The sequence below is a fragment of the Shewanella donghaensis genome (assembly GCF_007567505.1).
In the GTDB taxonomy this organism is placed as follows: Bacteria; Pseudomonadota; Gammaproteobacteria; order Enterobacterales; family Shewanellaceae; genus Shewanella; species Shewanella donghaensis.
The window spans coordinates 4,763,987-4,785,049 of the sequence record NZ_CP041783.1 but is presented as its reverse complement, the minus strand read 5'-3'; the positions used below and the strand labels follow the sequence as shown (position 1 = coordinate 4,785,049).

The window sequence follows — 21,063 nt, the reverse complement described above, 5'->3', positions numbered from 1 at the left end:
AACTATAAAGTTACTCAGCAATTATAAGGACTACACTAGAAGATACTTTCTCAATCAACTTTTTTTTGCTCAGTTCTTTATAAGTATTTGCTTTTATGTAGGCAATATCATGATCTATCAATAAAGAAGCTACATAAGGTATTTTTATTGCGTAATTAACATTTTGCGCAAGGTTACCAGATATTTCTAGTGCTGTATCTTGCTTAAGAGTTGATGTCACTATGCCAATTACATTACCTTGATGATTTATCAATGGACTCCCTGAATTACCAGGTTGAATTGGGGCACTAATTTGATAGAACCTTGTATCACCTTGGGCTCCAGAGTTGGCATTCACAAATCCAAAAGTGGACTTTAACTCACTTCCTTGCATATCTATATTTGGATATCCTAATACAGTGATTTCAGTTCCTCTAGATGTTTTATTTGTAAGCTCTAACGGTAAAGCCATTTCGTCAAAAATCATGTCAACTTTTAAGAGAGCTATATCATTTAACTCATCCTGTTCAACAATCCGTACTGGTAATGGTATTTCTTCATTATCAAGAAATATTGATATATTTTTTTTACCTTTTAAAACATGGCTATTCGTTAAAATATACCCGTCATTTGAAATGATAAAACCAGTTCCAGAAGAAATTAAACTTATTATTTCTTTCTGGTTATCTTCGACCTCAGCGAATGTTGATTCATACTTACTTTTCATTGCTAAAGCTAAAGACAAGGAGCTTTTAGCTTTGGCTGCTGAACGCATTGCTTCACTGGAGATTTTAACTATTTCCATGTTATAGGTTGGTGGAAATGAATACCCCCCATTAAGAACTCCATGTTCATAATTGTTATCAGAAGTTCCTACTGAGTTTTCTACAATAACAAATCCTTTAGGTCTCTCGGATAAAACATCAACAAAACCCTTAAGTGTTTTATTTTTATATATTTCATCATGCCTAGTTTGAACTGTACCGAAAAATAGTTCACCTCCAAACATACCCGAATAATTCTCATCCCAACTAGAATACTTTTTATGCATAGTACCCTTTCCGATTCCGGTTTCAGGATCATATTCAACCGAGTAAAACACTTGTTCTGGTTCATTATTTTGATTGAACTGTACATAATTTTGAGTCAGATTAACTAGTTTTCCATTTTCTCTAATTTGTGTACCCAACACAGAAAAGTTAGCTCCTTTAATTCCTGTATAGTACAAGCCTGTAGATATTCCTTTATCGAAAAAGCTAACCAAGTACCCTTCAATTGAACCAAGATCAAAAGTAACTTTTCCTAAGCCAAATGCCTTACCATCTACACATTTTCCGTCCCATGTAATTGAAAGAACTGTAAAGTCGATTGCCTTATCTATATGTTCCTCTGCAAGGATTTGGCATTCTTGTGTTTTATTTTCTGGTTGAAGCCACTTAGGCTTATATTCAATATCTTGCTTTAAATCTTCATTTATTTCGGGAAAAACAAAAGTCTTTAGATTGTTTCCATTAGATTGGCACCCAAAAGAAACATTAATAGCAAGTAGCAACAGTATTTTTTTCAACATTAAATTAATCTTTTCTTATTCAAAATTATGGAACAAAAATCGAAAGTCCATTTCCACAATAGTCACCGAATCAATGACTTTTATTGATTAATAATGTATCAAACCATATTGTTATAGGCTCAGTATTTAGTAATTAAAAGTAGATTTACCCCTTTAATAAGCACACAATCGTACAATTTATCTACTTAACACCAAAGCTAAAGCGTATATTAACAATAAGTAAACAATTTAAATAAGTAGTAAATGCTGATCAAACTTCCACTATCCAGCATCATATGAAGTCGAAATCTAAATAATCTCCGTTGGAAGTGTCTGAATGCGTTAAGCTAATTTACGTGATGGAGGCAGGACGCCGACATAGCCTTAGTTGAGCCATGGATGGCGAATCTGAGGCGGTAGTGAATTCGCTTAATTAAGCTTGAGGATCAACACTTCGTCGGAGCGGCATGGGTGATCCAAGAGGGGGATTGCTGTTGTTTCCCCTCTTGGTCGGGTGTGGGTGGATAACCCACGATTTTGACTTTAGCAACCGTCAGGTTGTAATCAATTCAATCAAAAAATCAGCCACTAAAAAAGGAAAAATAACGAGGATGTCACTGTCGAATTAGACTAGATAACCTCCGTTGGAAGTGTCTGAATGCGTTAAGCTAATTTACGTGATGGAGGCAAGCCATTGCATTAATCATAAAGAGCTTGCTGATATGTTGAATCAAAGCCAACTAATAATTTTTCGACATAAAGTAGATTAAGCTCATTTGGCTTGAAATTTTTCCCCGTCGATATTTTGTCTCTGTACTTAATAAGAGCTTCTTTATCTCGCATTAAAAATGCAATATTCGCATTCACAAAGTCATTCCACATTAAAGGAAAATCATCCAAATTTTCCTCAATATCGATGACAGAGTTTGCATAAACAATTGCAGCTTCATATTCACCATTAAAGGCTTTCATTTGCGCTAGATGCCACCTTAAAGAACTTTTTTGGGATTGATTAGCAATGATATATAACTCTAAAAGTTCAGCAGCTTCTTTAAAGCAAAACATCTTCTCAAGTGGACGAAAACCGTTATTCTCAGTTTGATCGAACTCTTCATATGTAAAAGCTAATTCATTTTGAATTTTGCTTTTTAGCAAAAGTTCACATTCATTAGCAAGTAAATCACTGGAGGCAATCAGCACTAACATGATAATTAATCTTTTAAGCATAAGTTTGAACCATATCCTTTGCTTCATAAACTTAACAATATGATAAGACTATAGAATATTCACATTAGAGTAAACTAATTAGAAAATCTCCAATTTCACCTGCTGATTCAATGATCTCCGTTGGAAGTTGCTGAGGGCGTTGGAGAAAATAGCGTGAGCCAGACATGGATGTCTGGCTAGCTTTCGTTTGGCCATGGATGGCCTATCGAAAGCGTCAGCTATTTTTCGAATAAGACCGAAGGTGACAACTTCGCCGGAGCAGCATGGGTGATCCAAGAGGGGGATTGCTGTTGTTTCCCCTCTTGGTCGGGTGTGGGTGGATAACCCACGACTTTAGCAACCGTCAGGTTGTAATCAAATCAAAGTAAACTAATCCAATCGCTACAATGCCGCTGATTAATATCAGCAGTTAAACGTGCTGATATTAATCATCACGGGTTAACACTTCTAATAATTCAATTTCAAAGAATAAATCAGAATTAGGCGGGATTTTATCGCCAATTTTGCGCTCGCCGTAACCAAGATGAGCAGGAACTGACAGTTGGCGTGTTCCGCCTACCTTCATTGGGTTGTCGCCAATAATACCTTGATACCAACCTTTGATAACACGTTTAGCGCTGATCACCACTTGAAATGCTTCTGAACTATCAAATACGCTGCCATCGGCTAATTTACCGGTATATTTACAGGTGATTAGTGCACCTTTTTCTGCGGCTTTGCCTTCACCAACCGTGATGTCGGTAATATTAAGTTCTGCAAGGGAGGTCATACGAATGCCTTTCTATAAAAATAATGCCGATATGATAACAGCAAACCGGCATTATCCTGATGCTAAAAATAACTAATAGAATCCATAAATAACATGGCCATATATGGACGATCTCGGTGAGTCGAGATAATGCTCTGCTCACCCAATAATAACTGTGGCAGAGTAACCTTAACCATAACTCCAATTGAAACTGCTGATTAAACGTTCTGCATTGGAAGTGAACGTATTCGTTAAGCATGGGGTTTAACACTTCCACCGGCATGGGATTACTGCTGTTTCCCCTCTTGGTCGGGTGTGGGTGGATAACCCACGACGTAGACTTAATGTGGCGAAACGCCACGACCTTGATTTTAAATGTAGCGAAACTGATGTGGTCAAGTAATCCTGTAGGCATATACCAAGATGACATCAAAATTCAGCCACAAAAAAGGGAATACCAATGTATTCCCTAATTCAGCCTCTGCGGGTGAAAACCCATGACTTTAGCAACCGTCAGGTTGTAATCAATCGAACCTAGAAGTGGTATCTCACTCCACCAATGGCTTCTAATTCAACTTTCACATCAGACAACAGATACAAAGTCGGTTGCGCTTCAATAAAGAAAGTAAATTGTTCAACCCGAGTATGAGCACCAAATACTGCTCTCGCACCTAATTGCACATCATCTTTGTTCGAATCAGCAATTTTACCGCCAACACCCCAATAAAAATTTGGGTTACCTTTAAAATTAAAGGTTTTATCCATGGTAAAAGAGAGGTTGTCAAAACCGACACCGATTTTATAATCGTCTATTTTGACATTAATACCTGAGTCGCTACCGACCATGAAACCGACTTGTGGTGCAGCAATTACAGATGAACTCATTAACGTAGTCAATGCAATTAGAAGGAGGATAGTTCTCATGTTTTACCTGGCTAGATATGTAAAAGCCGCCATGCTAGCGACTTTGTATATTAGAGTAAAACGAATTGATGATGACAGCGCTAACGGATCAATTATTTAGTGAAAATCATCATTTTTAATAACAGTTTCATAGCTCTTTAGCTTCATTTTCAGCAACGTCAGCTGCATTACTACTTGAAAACAACCCTTGAAATTTAGGGGTAATGCTAATCAACTGAGCCGTTAATAAGCTCATACTGTAACCTAATACCGCACCCATGAGTAATGGTGGGATAATCGCAGCGATATCCGCTCCCATGGCAAAAGTGATACAACAACCAATAAACGCACCGGGGATAAAAGCGAGCTTTTTATAACTTGCCTGCAAACACATAGCCGCTGTAGCAATCCCGGTAAAGGTATAGCCTAATAATGGTGACACGAAAAAACTACTGCCAGAAATAATCAGCCAACCCCAGAATACGCCAGATAAATTAGTGCTCATGGCCATAAACATGCCTTTTATGCCAGATTCTGTTTGAGCAAAAAAAGTGCTACAACTTAGAAATCCAATCCAAGTCACTAAATGAAATACATCTGCCACACCTGCCCATAATCCAGCTAAAAGCCCTGCTGAAATGGCTATCTGCCAACGATTTTCCATAGCTATACCCTTTCGAGACCCTTATTCATTATTTAGCTTTAATAGGCTGCTTCAATATTTGTTATAAAAAGCAGTAATAGCACGCAAATAAAAATAGAGAGTTCATAATTAAATACAATAGAGAAGGTAATGTACGCTAAATCGAAACGAATAAAAAGCGATCTAGGCCAAGTTTTGGTGATTAAAAAACCACCTCAACAGTATTACCACCGTATTAATTCAATATTACTAATTCAAGATGTAGCTTGAGTTGATGATGATATGAGCACTCCCTGCCAAAAAGTAAAACTAAAATCAACAAACCTTTGAGATTAAAAAGCCAACAGATGAAATAAGGCAGTGATAAACATCAAATTTTAGTAACAAAAGTGCCTTCTATTTGTAGCTATTTGTATATTTATGCTTGAACCGACAGTTTGAGGGATTTGTCTGCATTACGCTGATATCAATTAAATATGATTAAGCTAATGAGGGCATCAATGAAACAAACACTCTCAACCACAAGGTTAAACCTTGCTACTAATAGCCTCGACTGGGTTATGGGGCAAACAATTAAAAGCTCATTAAGCTTAAAAGATGCGGTCGCATTAAATCTGCAAGAAAAAGAATATATTCCAGAAGCGCCAATTGAGACCCTTTATATTCATATTCCTTTTTGTCAGACATTATGCCGCTTCTGTTCATTCCATAAAATTAAGTTTGTAGAAGGCATTGCCAGAGACTATTTCAAGGCGTTGAGAAAAGAGATTAGAGAAGTTATTGCCAAAGGCTATACCTTTAACCGCGTTTATATTGGCGGCGGCACCACGACCATTTTAGAAGATGAGTTGATTAAAACCATCGAGATGATCAAAAGCATTACCAACATTCGTGAAGTCTCGTGTGAAAGTGACCCTATCTACTTTAAAGAAGGTAACCCACATTTACTTAAAGGCTTGGTCGACAGAATGTCAATTGGCGTGCAAAGTTTTGACGACAGCATTTTAAAAGCCAGCGGCCGCTTCGAAAAGTTTGGTTCTGGTTTACAGCAAGCTGAATATGTCAGCCGTGCTATTGAGGTTATCCCAACCGTTAACCTTGACATGATGTATGGTTTTAAGCAGCAAACACCTGATTCAATAGCTTGGGATCTTGAGCAAACCATTCGTTTAAGCCCAGACCAAATCACCACTTACCCGCTGACTATCGGTATCGGAAAAAACCGTAAAAAGGCTGGTGTTCTTGCTGGTGAACCCAATGACCTTTGGCCACAATTTTTAGCGGTTAAACAGGCCTTGGGTGATAAGTATATTATGGAATTCCCGTGGACCTTCAGCCGTAATTTCGGTCAACCGGTTGAGAATAAATATGTCCTCGATGGTGAAGATTGCTTCGGGGTCGGTTCTGGTGCATTTGGCCGTTTTGGTGAGCAATTTAATATTTCTAGCTTTGATATTCCAAACTACATTGAAAGAATCAATACGGGACATAGCGGTACCTGCTATACCAAGCCATTAGAACAAAAAGCGCTTATTCAGCATCACTTAATGATGATGATGGGTCACGGCGTATTAGATAGCCAACAATTCAAAGCTCACACTGGTAAAACCTTATGGCAGGCATTCCCATTAGAAATGAGTTACCTGCATGCGGCTGGCGCGATTAAGAAAGAAGGCAACAACTACCGCACGACAACTGAAGGACAGTTCATTGCTTTGAAAATGTTTTCAGGCTTCCTTGCGGGTATGGATTATTTACGTGAACAGGCTCGTGATTTGCCTTTATCGGTTCACGGTGAAATGCCAACGAACATTGAAACAGCGACTTGCTCTGCGAGTTAACGATTTAATTTACTTTTAAAAAGGCGCTATCGATTACTTAATGACGAGTAAAAGATAGCGCCTTTTTTATAAGTTCTTTTTATAAGCTCTTTTTATAAACATGTTTATAAGCACTTTTTATAAGCACTTGCTGCTAATAGTTTGGCTAGCAGCTGTTAATAGCATCAATTAATAACATCCGTTATAAAAATGAGTTCAATCTGCTTTATTCACTTAAAAGATATTCCACAGCTTGGGTTAACTTAGGCGAGTCAGGATCTGAGATTTGCGATACCCACACAATGTCACCAGCACGATTAATGAATACCGTCGTAGGCGTGCCTTTTACACCATATAATTGCGCAACCTTATCACCTTCTATTAGTGTTTTCATGCCAATGCCACGATCGGTTAGCACTTTAGCAGGCGTTGCAGCTTCATCTTCGTTAAAGCTAATGGCGATCATCTGTAAGTCTGTGTCTTGATTCGCGATGCGAATTCTTTCTAAACCAGGTTGAAGCTTTTTACAATATGGACACCAGGTTGCCCAAAAGTGAATCACGACCGGTTTGCCTGCCATAGCCTTTAATGACCAAGGGGTTCCACTGGCATCATTAAGCGTAAAATCATTAGCTTTAGAGAATTTAGGCGGTGCTTGTTCAGCGCTGATGTTGGCAGACATAACAAAAGTAAACAGGCCTAGCATAATGATAAATCCACGGGTTATTTTTCGAATTACTGAAAGCATGGGTTAATCCTTTAATTGTTTCACGTTAATCATTATTGATACTTAATTGCATCTTATGAGTGTAGACCGAGTTAACCCCCAAAACAGTTCACAACTCTACAATTATTTAGTCTGCGTTATCTCACTTTAGTCGCGTTAATTCAGAAGTCCTGTTATCACTGAAATACTCAAAATCGCATCAGCCATAAGTTTTAGTTAATGCCCTATCAAGGATATTTTACAAACAGGTTTAATCAGGTTAATTTATTAAATCGATACAAATACCAATAAAAAATAAAATAAATGGGGACGAATGGAAAAGTTGACTAAGTGGTTGAAGGAAGGTTATTTTCATCATCATGTTTTTGCTGAAGGATTTGCAAATAAGGTCTTTGTAAAACAAGCCGGCAAACTCAACAATCCAACACTGTTACTCATTCATGGTTTTCCCACCAGCAGTTATGATTGGCAGCCTATTTGGGACACATTAACAGCACATTTTCACGTTATTACCCTCGATATGATTGGCTTCGGTTACTCAGACAAACCCACCGACTTCCCCTACTCTTTTGCTAAACAAGCAGATCTCATTGAAGATGTTTTAGCCTCATTATCTGTCACTGATTACCATATTTTATCCCATGATTACGGCGACACGGTTGCCCAAGAATTATTAGCAAGACAGCAACAAGCTGAAGGTAACAGTAATGCTAAGATACACAGTACAATTTTACTGAATGGCGGCATTTTTCCTGAAGTGATCCAACCTATTCTCATTCAAAAACTATTATTGAGCCCTATGGGTTTTTTAATCGCTAAAGCAATGAGCTACAAAGCATTTAAGAAAAACTTCGATAAAATCTGCACTGTCACCATTGATGATATCGAGCTAAAAAAGTACTGGCAGTTGATCCAACATAATCATGGCGATCGTATTTTTCATAAATTGATACGTTATATGACTGAGCGAAAAAATAACCGTGAACGATGGGTTGGCGCACTTACGACATTTGATAAACCGATGTGCTTTATCAATGGCGAAGATGACCCCATTTCAGGCCTAGCCATGCTGCAACGTTATAAAGAGCTGATCCCGAACTCAGATACTGTGCAGCTTAAAAACATCGGTCATTATCCACAAGTCGAAGCGCCACAATTAGTATTAGATGCCGCTTTTACATTCTGGGAAAAGCATCAGATCCTAGTGTAAAAGCCCTGTGACAAGGGAGAAATAAATCAATTAAAAAAAATACTGAGTTTTTACTCCAATTTCGTTATGGTTAAGTCACTGTTCGATAGTCAGTCATCATTTTTGTCAGCTTATTAACTTAAATAATCGGCAAAAAGTGACATAATAAAGGATTCTATTATGCCGATTTATCAAGCCCCCCTAAGAGATTACCAATTCATTTTATCTGAGTTACTCAATATTTATCAGCAAACTGATTTACAAGGTTTTGATGAAATTGATCCCGAACTCACCGATGCAATTTTACAAGGTGTTGCTGATTTCACGACTGATATTATGCTGCCACTGAATGCCACAGGTGATCTAGAAGGCTGTAAACTTGTTGATGGTAATGTCATTACCCCAAAGGGCTTTAAAGAGGCATATCAAAAATACGTCGATGATGGCTGGGCAACGCTGACCTGTGATCCTGAATATGGTGGCCAAGGCTTACCTGAAGTCATTGGCACTTTTGCCACTGAAATGAAAACCGCTACCAACATGGCCTTTGCCATGTATCCAGGCCTGACTCATGGCGCTTACTCCGCTATTCACGTTCATGGCAGTGATGCACTGAAACAAAAATACCTCGAAAAACTCGTCAGTGGTGAATGGACTGGCACCATGAATTTAACAGAATCTCATGCAGGTACTGATTTAGCCCTACTGCGCACCAAAGCGATTCCTACCGAAGATGGCCAGTTTGCCATTAGCGGCGAGAAAATATTTATCTCATCAGGCGACCACGATCTTGCTGAAAATATTATCCACCTTGTATTAGCAAAGTTACCTGATGCTCCCGATGGCGTAAAAGGCATCTCTTTATTTGCAGTACCTAAATTCATGGTAAATGATGATGGCAGTTTAGGTCAGGCGAATAGTTTAAGCGCCACAGGTCTTGAGCATAAAATGGGGATTCACGGTAACTCAACTTGTGTGATGTTGTTTGACAATGCTATTGGCGAATTAGTCGGTGCGCCCCACCAAGGTCTTAAAGCCATGTTCACTATGATGAATCAAGCGCGCTTAGGTGTCGGTATTCAAGGCTTAGGTGTCTCTGATATCGCTTATCAAAACGCACTTGTCTATGCCAAAGACCGTATTCAAGGTCGGGCACTTTCTGGTGTTAAGCAACCTGAGCAAGCCGCTGACTCGATTATTGTCCATGGTGATGTGCGCAGAATGCTGTTGTCGCAAAAATCCTTCAATGAAGGTACCCGTGCACTAATGGGTCAACAAGCATTATGGCTTGATGCCGCAGAGCGTCATAACGATCCAGCACAAGCTAAACAAGCTTCAATGCTGGCCGCATTATTTACCCCGATTGTGAAAGGCTTTGTCACCGACCAAGGCTTTAAAGCCTGTGTTGATGCACAGCAGGTTTACGGCGGTCACGGTTATATCAATGAATGGGGCATGGAGCAATTTGTCCGCGATATTCGTATTGCGATGCTTTATGAAGGCACTAATGGCGTGCAAGCGTTAGATTTGGTTGGCCGTAAATTACTCTCGGATAAAGGCGCTGCACTGACATTGTGGTCAGGGATGGTTAAACAACTCATCCAAGAAAACAGCGCCAATTCAAACATGCAGCCTTATATTGCAGGCTTAATGGATGCCGCTGGCGACTTAGAAAAAGCCACTGGCTTTATTGTCAAATCTGCCACGACTAACCCAGATATTATTGGCGCAGCTTCTATGGCCTACATGCAGCTATTTGGCATCACCACGCTGGCGTGGATGTGGACCCGTATTGCAGTAACCTCGTTAGCCGCATTGGATGCTGGCACTGAAGAAACTGAGTTCTATAAAGGCAAACTTAAAACGGCTCAGTTTTACATGAGCTACTGGGGAACCCAAACTCGTAGTTTAAGAAAACAAATTGAAGCAAGTAGCAAGCATATTGCTAATTTTGATGAAGCAGATTTTTAACGGTGCTTTGTAAGTAACTGTCAAAAACAAGTTCAAACAAAAACAGCGCCTATAAATCAATATAGGCGCTGTTTTTATTTAAGAGTCACTCGTTAACAGCAACGAATTAGTCCCAAAGAAATTCTCTAAAATGCTTACGACAAACTGACTCGTAGCTTTCGTTACCGCCAATAGCAACTTGCTCGCCTTCGCGCATGGGTTTACCATTATGATCCAATCTAACAACCATGTTGGCTTTACGGCCACAATGACAAATGGTTTTCAGTTCCACCAGCTTATCAGCCCAAGCTAATAGATACTGGCTACCGTTAAACAACTCCCCTTGGAAGTCGGTTTTCAAACCGTAACACAATACTGGGATATCTAAATTATCCACCACATGGGTTAATTGCTTAACTTGCTCTTTGCTTAAAAACTGCGACTCATCAATTAAAATACAGTGTAACTTCTGCTTATTAAGTTCGTTTTCAATATATTCAGCTAAGTTATCACCGTCACTAAACACTTGTGCTTCAGTTTCTATACCAATTCGTGAAGACACTTTTCCGACACCATAACGATTATCAATTGACGCCGTCATTACTAAGGTATTCATGCCGCGCTCGCGGTAGTTATACGATGATTGCAGTAGCGAAGTTGATTTACCTGCATTCATAGCAGAATAGTAGAAGTAGAGTTGTGCCAAAACGGTGCGTCCTTATGATTATTTTCCGTGGCAGTTTATCATTTATTCAGCAGCGAAATAAGCGCTAGAATCGATAAACTCATGGCAATATCACAATAAATCGCCACCAAGCTACTGCAGCTTTAAGCGATTAACACCCCCCGCAGCAGTAATGACTTGTTAATTCCAGTTAACAAGTCACAGTTATTGAGCGATTAAAGTTATAAACGACTACAAGCTTCACAGATCTTGCATTACTTCAGATACGATTAAGAAACAATTGATAGATTGTTTGGACAAAAAACTATAATAGGAAGTCGAAAACAATGCATAAAACACTTGTTGCTGCAGCTATTGCTGCCACAATCGTTGTAGGTGGATGCACTATCTCAGATACTAATACAACCCAAGCTGAAAACGTCACAATGATACAAGCAGATAACCCTTTTTTTGCTCCAAGCAGCTTACAATATCAAACGCCTAACTTTGCTAACATAAAAAATGAGCATTTCTTACCTGCGCTTGAACAAGGCATGGCGGAGCATTATCAGCAAATTCTGGTTATTGCTGCCAACCCAGAACCAGCCACCTTTGAAAATACCATTGTTGCCATGGAAAAAAGCGGCGAGCTATTAGGTCGTACTTCGAAGGTTTTTTACAATTTAACCGGCTCAACAAGTAACCCTGAATTACGTAAAGTTCAAGGTATTATGGCGCCTAAAATGGCCGCCCATTCTGACAACATTAATTTGAATGCTCAGCTTTTTAGCCGAATTGAAACCATTTATGCAAGTCGTGACAGCTTGGATATTACCCCTGAAGCCAAACGCTTAATTGAAGTTTATCATCAACGTTTTGTACTGGCAGGCGCTAAGCTAACCGAAGCGCAAAAACAGCAAATTCGTGTACTTAATGAAGAGCAATCAACATTAACCAACGAGTTTTCTCAACGTCTAATGCGCTTAAGTAAAGAAATCGCCGTGGTTGTTGATCATAAGTCAGAGCTTGCGGGTTTATCTGCAACAGCAATTAAATCAGCAGCCATTGATGCCAGTGCTGCTGGCCATGAAGGCAAATATTTACTTAGCATTACCAATACCACTCGCCAGCCAGTATTAGCCCAACTAGACAATCGCCAACTGCGTGAACGAGTCTGGCAAGCATCTGCTAATCGCGGCTTAACGGGTGACAATGAAACCGCTTCGTTAGTGGCTCGTTTAGCACAATTACGTGCCGAAAAAGCTCATTTACTTGGGTTTAAAAGCTGGGCGGATTATCGCTTAGCACCACAAATGGCCAAAACACCGTCAGCGGTTTACGACATGTTTGGCTCAATGGTACCTGCTGTGGTTGAAAACACCCAAAAAGAAGCCGCTGACATTCAAGCAATGATCACCAAAATGGGCGGCGACTTTAGCCTTGAAGCATGGGATTGGGCTTATTATGCTGAGCTTGTTCGTAAAGAAAAGTATGACTTAGATGCGGCTTCAATTAAGCCATACTTTGAATTTGATCGCGTGCTTGAAGATGGCGTATTTTTCACCCTGAAAGAACTATACGGAGTGACACTAACACCGCGTCCAGATTTACCGGTTTACCACCCCGATGTAAAAGCCTATGAAATGTTTGATGAAGATGGCAGTAGTATGGCCATCTTTTATGCTGACTACTTTTCTCGTGAAGGTAAACGTGGCGGAGCTTGGATGAGCTCGTTTGTGGGTCAGTCTGAGTTATTAAACAACAAGCCTGTAGTGGTTAATGTAATGAACATTAAAAAAGCCCCTGAAGGTCAGCCAACATTTGTCAGCTACAGCGAAGTGACTACCATGTTCCATGAAATGGGTCATGGCACTCACGGCATGTTCTCAAAAGTCACCTACCCATCACTTGCAGGCACTTCAGTATCACGCGACTTTGTTGAGTTTCCATCGACATTTGAAGAAGACTGGGCTGCGCACCCTAAAGTACTGGCTAACTACGCCAAGCACTATGAAACGGGTGAAGTTATTCCTGAGGCGCTACTAGGAAAGTTACTGGAGTCTCGCAGCTTCAATCAAGGTTTTGATACCTTAGAGTATATGGCGGCGGCTTTAGTTGATTTAGAGTGGCATTCACTTACTGCTGATGCGCCATTACAAGATGTGGCCAGCTTTGAAGCTAGTGCCCTGAAAAAACACGGCGTTGATATTAAAGCGGTACCACCTCGTTACCGTTCAAGCTACTTTGCTCACGCCTTCCCGGGTGGCTACTCTGCAAGTTACTACGCTTACATGTGGAGTGAAATCCTTGCAGCAGATGCTTTTGCTTACGTTCAAACCCAAGGTGGACTAAATCGTGAAATTGGCATGAAGTATCGTAAGACCATTCGTGAAGTGGGTAACTCAGTACCACCAATGGAGGCTTATAAAGCCTTCAGAGGTCAAGAGCCGACCACTGATGCATTACTTGAACGTCGTGGTCTAAACTAGTGTAAATAAATTGAGGCGCTTTAGCTAAAAGCACCCTCAATAACAAACAAAAAAATGCCGCTCAATTAAGCGGCATTTTTGTTACTTAACACTTAACAGCTTCGTTGAAGCTAATTAGATATCACTATTTCGTTATCACTTTAAGTCCGATAACCGTCAGAATAAATAGCGCACTACAAGTGATTAAGCCCATTGCAACAGAAGCAGTAAATCCTAATACCAGATAACCAATTAAGCTTATCACTGCCACAATTAACGCATATGGTAATTGGGTAACAACGTGGTCAATATGATGACAACTTGCACCTGTAGAGCTCAAGATAGTGGTATCTGAAATCGGTGAACAATGATCCCCAAATACTGCGCCAGACAATACTGCTGCAAGCATAGGTAGCATCATGGTGCTGTCACTGCCCATCGCCATATCAGCAGCGATTGGCAACATAATACCAAACGTACCCCAGCTAGTGCCGGTAGAGAATGCTGTTAAACCTGCTAATAGGAATAACACCGCTGGTAGCATCGCAAACGGAATATTACCCGTCGCTAGGCTTGCCATGTACTTACCCGTTTCAAGATTGCCAATCACCGAGGAGATTGTCCAAGCAAAAACAAGAATGTAGATTGCCGGTAACATTGACTTAGCGCCGACTTTGATGCCAGTAAGCACCATCGACATGCCAATTTTTTGCTGCGCAGCAAGTGCTAAGGTCACAACTAGGCCCACTAATGAACCATAAAATAATGACTCACTCACTTCAGTGTTTTCAAAAGCACCTAGCAGACTAAATGGCAATGAATTCGCAGTAAGCGCATCTGCACCTGATGCCACCATGAAATAGAATGTTGCAGCCACTAATACGAAAATGGGTAGAAATAAGCCAATGATTTTACCGGTGTCAGCTTCAGGTAAATCAGCTGTAGCACCTGGTGGTAAACCTTTCGATTCGTCGAATAACTCACCTTTTTGTGCATTTTGTTCATGTTGACGCATAGGGCCAATGTCTAAACCGAACAAGGCTACACACAACAATAATAACAATGCGAAAATGGCATAGAAATTCATTGGGATCATTTGTAAGAAAACGCTTAAATGACCAGTATCAGCAAAGCCGTGAGCCGTTAAAATACCGCCGATTAGCGCAATAATGTATGCGCCCCAGCTTGATACTGGTGAGATAACACAAATAGGTGCAGCAGTTGAATCAAGAAGATAAGCCAGTTTTGCGCGCGAAATATGGTAGCGATCAGTAATTGGTCGGGCAATTGAACCAACCACAATACTGTTAAAGTAGTCATCAATGAAAACAACTACACCTAAAAACATGGTCATGAGTTTCGCGTCACGCTTATTACGAATGCGTTGATGCGCCCAATCGGCAAATGCGCGTGCAGAGCCACTGACGGTGATTAAAGCGGTTATCATCCCTAACACAACCAGGAAACCAATAATCTGCAAATTCCAGGCGTTAAGCGCGCCATCATCCCACACTAGGCTAGTCACAGTTGACACTAGGTTAGATGCAGCAGCACTAACAGAGAAGTCAGCTAGCAGGAATACCCCGGCAATAATACCTAGGCCTAATGAAAGTAAAACTCGGCGAGTTAAAATCGCCAATATAATTGCCACGACTGGCGGCAATAGAGAAAGTGCCGAATCGGCATAACTTGTTATCATCATTTTTATAATTTCTTCGTTGAGTACGAATGGAGGATAACTGATAAGGCAAGTTTACACAGATAGCGTAAACAAAAATCTTCTCAGTAGCACTCCACAGTAATATCGATATCATCATCGATATCTATTCTTTTATCCAAACGGACAAAAATTACTATGACAGTGCAGCCCCTTTCGGTAGCTGCCCCAGCAAATGGTTTTGATAGAACACATTCACTTCGGCACTAAATCCTTTCAGGTAAAGCTATCGGAATCACCCAACTCAACCATACTTTTACTTAATGCACCTCTACTTATGCTAACAACAGAAAGTCATCTGTGTATTAACACCACAACATACAAACATAAGCGGAAGGATCATTGCCAGATAAAACTAGCTTATCTTGTGATAAATAACATCACAACCAAAACTGAACACACAGGATTATCAGGTGTGTAACGATTTGTTAGCATCAGTTCATTATTAAAGCAGAGTCAACTTGATAATTAAAGAAGCAAAATATGCTCGATTGTTAACATTTAATTTATTCAATAAAAGTGAATTTTAATGGCGTAGATTATATAGCTACATACTAAATCAAGGAAATAAATGATTAAGCATCTAGCGGCAATAGAGTGAATACTCCACACATTTTATTCTAGTGACAAGTTAAAATGATGACTTACATATATTTAACTGCAGTATTTCAATGGCGCATATTATAAAGATATAGCCATAATGAATAAGTTATATCGTTATAATTAAATAGTAATGCAAAAGTATTCATAGTAAGTAAGCATAGTAACTAAAGTCTTAGCACAGATAAAAATAACAATAAGTCATTCGCTAAATAAAATTTTTCACATAAAAAAGGTTTTTACTTTGCAGTAAAAACCTTTTTTGATATCGATTTGCAATCTTACTTACAACATCAATTTACATTGTAAGCAGTGCAGTAATGATGACTGACTTATAATAAGTTAGTTAACTCTGGAATCGCATCGAATAAATCAGCTTCGAGACCGTAATCAGCAACTTGGAATATTGGCGCTTCAGGATCTTTGTTAATCGCAACAATCACTTTAGAGTCTTTCATACCTGCAAGATGCTGAATAGCGCCAGAGATACCGACAGCGATATATAAGTCTGGTGCAACAATCTTACCTGTTTGACCCACTTGTAAATCATTAGGTACATAGCCAGCATCAACAGCGGCGCGGGATGCACCTACTGCAGCAGTAAGTTTATCAGCCAATGCTTCTAAAATAGCGAAGTTCTCGCCACTGCCCATACCGCGGCCACCAGATACAATCACACCAGCACTACCCAGCTCTGGACGCTCTGAGACAGTCAATGTCTGAGAAACAAACTCTGTACTTGTTGTTGCTACAAAATCAACGTTTACCGCTTCTGCTGAGCCATCATTGCTTGCGGCATCAAATGCACTGGTTCTCACCGTTAGCACTTTCTTAGCATCTAAACTCTGAACTGTCGCTAATGCAGAACCCGCATAAATAGGACGCACAAAGGTATCAGCGCTAACCACTTCAATCACTTCTGATATTTGAGCTACATCTAATAATGCCGCCACTCTTGGTAACGTATCTTTACCAACGCTGCTAGCCGCAGAAATAATATGCTCATAATTGCCAGCAAGGTTCACAACTAATTGTGAAAGGCTTTCTGCAAGTTGCTCTTTATATACTGCGTTATCAGCAACTAATACTTTACTCACACCTGTTATTGCTTGAGCTGCAGTAACAGCGGCAGCGCAATCGCTACCCGCAACTAATACGTGCACATCGCCACCAATAGCAACGGCTGCGCTAACCGCTTTCGCTGTATCTAATTTTAAGCTCGCATTATCATGTTCAGCTAATACTAAAATAGTCATAATTAGATCACCTTCGCTTCAGTTTTTAACTTTTCAACTAGCTCAGCCACAGAGCTCACCATGATGCCAGCTTTACGCTCAGCAGGAGGAGTGACTTTAATAATTGTTTGATGTGCTTTTAAGCTAACGCCTAAATCATCAATTGAAAGTGTCTCTAATGGTTTACGCTTTGCTTTCATAATATTTGGTAAAGAAGCATAACGAGGTTCATTTAAACGCAAATCAGCAGTAACAACGGCAGGTAAAGGCATTTTTAACGTCTGTAAGCCACCATCAACTTCACGAATAACTTCAGCAGAGTCTGCAGTTAATGTTAACTCTGATGCAAACGTTGCCTGAGGCATATTCGTTAACGCCGCTAGCATTTGACCCGTTTGGTTATTATCGCCATCAATTGATTGCTTACCAAAAATCACTAAATCAGCTTGCTCTTTCTCTTGGACAGCTTTTAAAATTTTAGCAATTGATAATGGCACTAACTCTTCGTCAGTTTGAACATGAATCGCACGATCAGCACCTAGCGCCAATGAAGTACGTAATTGTTCTTGAACAGGCTTTGCGCCAATACTGACAACAACAATTTCAGTAACACTTCCCGCTTCTTTTAGTCGTACCGCTTCTTCAACTGCTATTTCGCAGAACGGGTTTAACGCCATTTTTAAATTAGTAGTATCTACATCTGTGTTGTCAGCTTTTACCCTAACCTTCACATTTGCATCGACGACGCGCTTTACAGGCACCAATACTTTCATGGGATTTCCTTCTTCACCTTCAATGTATGTGTTCGGTACATTGGCGTAAACCAATGCAATATGGCACAACTTTACGGCCTGTTAACGTTAACGTCAACCTAAGTCAAACACTTGTTTATATTTTTATTTAGATAAGTTTCTACTAATAAAGAACCACAATTCACTAACTTTTATTATTTATTGCACTTAAATTGTAACTTTAATTAAATTTTGTCCATTTATTGATGATTTTATTTGATCCAATCAAGTTTAGTTTCTATTATTAACAACGATTCAAGTAACTTTGTATTTTCTACAATTAAATATGTTAGTTAACACATGAAATAGTCAAATCAATTGATACTCTAATGCGAAAAAATTAAGCATTATTGATTTTTATTGATTTTTATTGGTATTACTTATTAACCAAAGCATTACTTGAAAAACTTATTATTTAAAATCATTAGGATGCAAATTGATATGAGTGACTTTTTAGAAGTACTAACACATGGTCGTCGTTTTAAAGCTGCTGTAAAAGAGTTAGCGCTTGAAGACTTACGTGAACTTTCAGTAAAACTTGAAAAAATCATTACAGAAAGAGAAGAAGACGAAAAAGCAGAATTAGAAGCGAATGCAGAAAGAAATGCACGCATTGCTGAAATTCTAGCGCAAATTGAAAATAGTGGTTTATCAATTGAAGACTTAGGTGACATTGCAGTTAATAAACCTGCCCCTAAGAAACGTGCACCACGTCCAGCTAAATATCAAATTGAAGTTGATGGCGAGTTAATTCAATGGACTGGTCAAGGTCGTATGCCAACTGTATTCAAAAAAGAAGTTGATAGCGGCAAGAAAATGGAAGCGTTTTTGATTCCTGGTATGGAATAAATATTTCTAGTACCACATTGCGGCGATAAAAAAGAGCTTACTATTGTAGGCTTTTTTTATATCTGCATTCTATATCCTCCAGTCAGTAAGCGTTGTAAACTAGAGCACTTACCATTGTTTAGTATTAGGCCACATTATGAATGTTTCTCGTCCCCTTTTATCTCTAGCGATAAGTTCAGCAGTATTATTATCTGGTTGTGCAGGTGAGTATTCTTTCAATACTAACCTCGATTCAGAAGCAATTGATGAGTATTTCAAACCAGCCAATGTCGCGCTATTTAAAGATAATGACCGCCCACAAAGTGCATTTAACATATTAGGTTTAGTTGAAGGTCACTCTTGTCAGGAAACTGAGAATGGCGTCCCCGCGACTATCGCAGATGCACGCACTGATGCACGTAAAAAAGCAGCAGAATTAGGTGCTAACGGACTTATCGTTAAAAAATGTATGCTCACTGAACAGAAAGTAGATAACTGTTTTAGCGAAGCCTTTTGCGTTGGACAAGCTATTACCATTGACGCTCCTCAGTAGTATTTAATCCTATTGTTATAAACAACATTTATTTGTATGAATGAAGCCAACCAGCTTGCGATGAAAATTAATAATGAAAAATGAGTTGACCCAACAATTTAATTCTCGAATAGACGCTGTCGCTTATTGCCGCACGCCCTATAAACAAAAGTTTGGGATTCCAAGACAACCTGGCCTAGTGAATATAAAAGGGCTTGTTGAATTAGCGCCACATGTTAATAATATCGATGCGGTACGCGGAATAGAGCAATACTCACATTTATGGTTACTTTTTTGTTTTCATGAAAATCTTGAACAGGGCTGGAAAAATACTGTTAGACCACCCAGGTTAGGCGGAAACGAAAAGTTAGGTGTATTTGCCACCCGCTCGACTTTTAGACCCAATGGTATTGGGCAATCCGTGGTAAAGCTGCATCGCGTTATTCAGCAAAATGGCAAAGTATGCCTTGAAATATCCGGTATGGATTTATTAGATGGCACACCGGTTATTGATATTAAACCCTATATCCCTTTTTCAGATTCCATTGATAACGCCGCTGGCGGTATTGCACAAGAAGCACCTGAATTAATTGATGTACAATTTTCACCGTTAGCGAAAACACAAATTGAAAGTTACGCAAACGAGAGTAACAGTCTTGAGTTATTGAGTGTCATCAGTGATGTTTTAGCCCAGGACCCTCGCCCTGCTTATAAAAAAGCTAAGGCTGATCCTAAAATATACCAAGTCGCCTTATATGACATCGATATATTCTGGCAGATCGAAAACGGTCACATTAACGTGATTGAAATTAAACCCACCAGCGTTTGCTAAATACTGATATGCATAATAAACCTGATTATCAAACCCAGCATAAAAAACGCTTATCTTGGATGCCGTGGTTATATTTTTCGTTAAAAGAAAAACAATTGGTTTGGGCCAAACCTTGGCAAGATGAAATACAACAGCAGTTTGAACAATTAGAAACCATCACATTTGGCGATAATTGTTTTATTGCCCCACAAGCCAATGTTTTTGCCGAGCCCGGTCGAGATATCACTATGGGCAATCAATGTATGATTGCTGCAGATGTCTTTTTGCATGGCCCAATAACCCTAGGTGATGAAGTAGCGATTAATCATGGTTGTTCATTTGATGGTGGCCGCTGCGGCATCAAAATCGGCAATAAAACCCGTATTGCCAATAACGTTACCATTTACGCTTTTAACCACGGTATGTCAGTTGAGCAAGCGATCTATCAACAACCGAGTCAATCCAAGGGTATAGTCATTGGCGATGACGTTTGGATTGGCGCACAGGCAGGTATTGTGGATGGCGTCACCATCGGGAACCAAGCCATTGTCGGCATGGGTAGCGTGGTCACTAAAGATGTTGCTGAATTTGCTATTGTTGCCGGTAACCCAGCCAAAATCATTGGTGATAGACGCGATAAATAGCCCCCTATTTGGAAACTCCCCCACCGCGTTTATCGCGA

18 protein-coding genes and 1 riboswitch are annotated in these 21,063 nt (G+C 39.6%); of the genes, 8 read left to right on the top strand and 10 right to left on the bottom strand.

Annotated elements, in window-relative coordinates; all coding sequences use genetic code 11:
• Positions 1-10 precede the first annotated feature (10 nt).
• From FPK91_RS20300 to FPK91_RS20280, 5 genes are all read right to left on the bottom strand, one after another.
• The gene (locus tag FPK91_RS20300; RefSeq protein WP_144213837.1) at positions 11-1,549 is read right to left on the bottom strand and encodes a S1 family peptidase; all 1,539 of its coding nucleotides are present in this window, start codon (positions 1,547-1,549) and stop codon (positions 11-13) included.
• Between the two features lie 678 nt (positions 1,550-2,227).
• The gene (locus tag FPK91_RS20295; RefSeq protein WP_144213835.1) at positions 2,228-2,734 is read right to left on the bottom strand and encodes a hypothetical protein; all 507 of its coding nucleotides are present in this window, start codon (positions 2,732-2,734) and stop codon (positions 2,228-2,230) included.
• Between the two features lie 445 nt (positions 2,735-3,179).
• Entirely contained in the window at positions 3,180-3,524 is a 345-nt protein-coding gene (locus tag FPK91_RS20290) for an FKBP-type peptidyl-prolyl cis-trans isomerase (RefSeq protein ID WP_144213833.1), read from the bottom strand.
• Between the two features lie 513 nt (positions 3,525-4,037).
• Entirely contained in the window at positions 4,038-4,388 is a 351-nt protein-coding gene (locus FPK91_RS20285) for a hypothetical protein (RefSeq protein ID WP_227006638.1), read from the bottom strand.
• 166 nt (positions 4,389-4,554) lie between these two features.
• Positions 4,555-5,070: a DUF1097 domain-containing protein gene (locus FPK91_RS20280; RefSeq protein WP_144213829.1), complete on the bottom strand. Its 516-nt coding sequence runs from the start codon at positions 5,068-5,070 to the stop codon at positions 4,555-4,557.
• A 479-nt stretch (positions 5,071-5,549) separates the two neighbouring features.
• Here FPK91_RS20280 and FPK91_RS20275 point away from each other — a divergent pair, with 479 nt between their 5' ends.
• On the top strand, positions 5,550-6,890 hold the full coding sequence (locus tag FPK91_RS20275) for a coproporphyrinogen III oxidase family protein (protein WP_144213827.1): 1,341 nt from the start codon (positions 5,550-5,552) through the stop codon (positions 6,888-6,890).
• A 205-nt stretch (positions 6,891-7,095) separates the two neighbouring features.
• Here the strand turns inward: FPK91_RS20275 and FPK91_RS20270 are convergent, their stop codons facing one another.
• Positions 7,096-7,617, bottom strand: a complete 522-nt coding sequence (locus FPK91_RS20270) for a TlpA family protein disulfide reductase (protein WP_227006637.1) — start codon at positions 7,615-7,617, stop codon at positions 7,096-7,098.
• 292 nt (positions 7,618-7,909) lie between these two features.
• Here FPK91_RS20270 and FPK91_RS20265 point away from each other — a divergent pair, with 292 nt between their 5' ends.
• Positions 7,910-8,806 carry an alpha/beta fold hydrolase gene (locus tag FPK91_RS20265; protein ID WP_144213825.1) on the top strand — a complete coding sequence of 299 codons (897 nt, stop codon included), beginning with the start codon at positions 7,910-7,912 and terminating at the stop codon, positions 8,804-8,806.
• 159 nt (positions 8,807-8,965) lie between these two features.
• Positions 8,966-10,756 (top strand): acyl-CoA dehydrogenase C-terminal domain-containing protein, encoded by a 1,791-nt coding sequence (locus FPK91_RS20260; protein WP_144213823.1) that lies wholly within the window; start codon positions 8,966-8,968, stop codon positions 10,754-10,756.
• Between the two features lie 106 nt (positions 10,757-10,862).
• Here FPK91_RS20260 and FPK91_RS20255 read toward each other — a convergent pair whose 3' ends face one another.
• Positions 10,863-11,441 carry a thymidine kinase gene (locus FPK91_RS20255; RefSeq protein ID WP_144213822.1) on the bottom strand — a complete coding sequence of 193 codons (579 nt, stop codon included), beginning with the start codon at positions 11,439-11,441 and terminating at the stop codon, positions 10,863-10,865.
• Between the two features lie 305 nt (positions 11,442-11,746).
• On the opposite strand from FPK91_RS20255, the gene FPK91_RS20250 reads away from it, so the two are divergent.
• Complete coding sequence (locus tag FPK91_RS20250) at positions 11,747-13,888, top strand: M3 family metallopeptidase (protein WP_144213820.1); 2,142 nt, start codon at positions 11,747-11,749, stop codon at positions 13,886-13,888.
• A 124-nt stretch (positions 13,889-14,012) separates the two neighbouring features.
• On the opposite strand, the gene FPK91_RS20245 is transcribed toward FPK91_RS20250, so the two are convergent.
• From FPK91_RS20245 to FPK91_RS20235, 3 genes are all read right to left on the bottom strand, one after another.
• Positions 14,013-15,569: a Na+/H+ antiporter NhaC family protein gene (locus FPK91_RS20245; RefSeq protein ID WP_144213818.1), complete on the bottom strand. Its 1,557-nt coding sequence runs from the start codon at positions 15,567-15,569 to the stop codon at positions 14,013-14,015.
• A gap of 76 nt (positions 15,570-15,645) precedes the next feature.
• Positions 15,646-15,866, bottom strand: a riboswitch (Lysine riboswitch).
• Between the two features lie 650 nt (positions 15,867-16,516).
• On the bottom strand, positions 16,517-17,440 hold the full coding sequence (locus FPK91_RS20240; protein ID WP_144213816.1) for an electron transfer flavoprotein subunit alpha/FixB family protein: 924 nt from the start codon (positions 17,438-17,440) through the stop codon (positions 16,517-16,519).
• 2 nt (positions 17,441-17,442) lie between these two features.
• Complete coding sequence (locus FPK91_RS20235) at positions 17,443-18,192, bottom strand: electron transfer flavoprotein subunit beta/FixA family protein (protein WP_144213814.1); 750 nt, start codon at positions 18,190-18,192, stop codon at positions 17,443-17,445.
• A gap of 459 nt (positions 18,193-18,651) precedes the next feature.
• On the opposite strand from FPK91_RS20235, the gene FPK91_RS20230 reads away from it, so the two are divergent.
• From FPK91_RS20230 to FPK91_RS20215, 4 genes are all read left to right on the top strand, one after another.
• The gene (locus FPK91_RS20230) at positions 18,652-19,059 is read left to right on the top strand and encodes an H-NS histone family protein (RefSeq protein ID WP_144213812.1); all 408 of its coding nucleotides are present in this window, start codon (positions 18,652-18,654) and stop codon (positions 19,057-19,059) included.
• A 136-nt stretch (positions 19,060-19,195) separates the two neighbouring features.
• Entirely contained in the window at positions 19,196-19,591 is a 396-nt protein-coding gene (gene rcsF, locus FPK91_RS20225; RefSeq protein WP_144213810.1) for an Rcs stress response system protein RcsF, read from the top strand.
• A 73-nt stretch (positions 19,592-19,664) separates the two neighbouring features.
• A complete protein-coding gene (gene tsaA, locus FPK91_RS20220) occupies positions 19,665-20,402 on the top strand; it encodes a tRNA (N6-threonylcarbamoyladenosine(37)-N6)-methyltransferase TrmO (protein WP_144213808.1) in 738 nt (245 codons plus the stop codon).
• A gap of 8 nt (positions 20,403-20,410) precedes the next feature.
• Positions 20,411-21,025 (top strand): acyltransferase, encoded by a 615-nt coding sequence (locus FPK91_RS20215; protein WP_144213806.1) that lies wholly within the window; start codon positions 20,411-20,413, stop codon positions 21,023-21,025.
• Positions 21,026-21,063 lie beyond the last annotated feature (38 nt).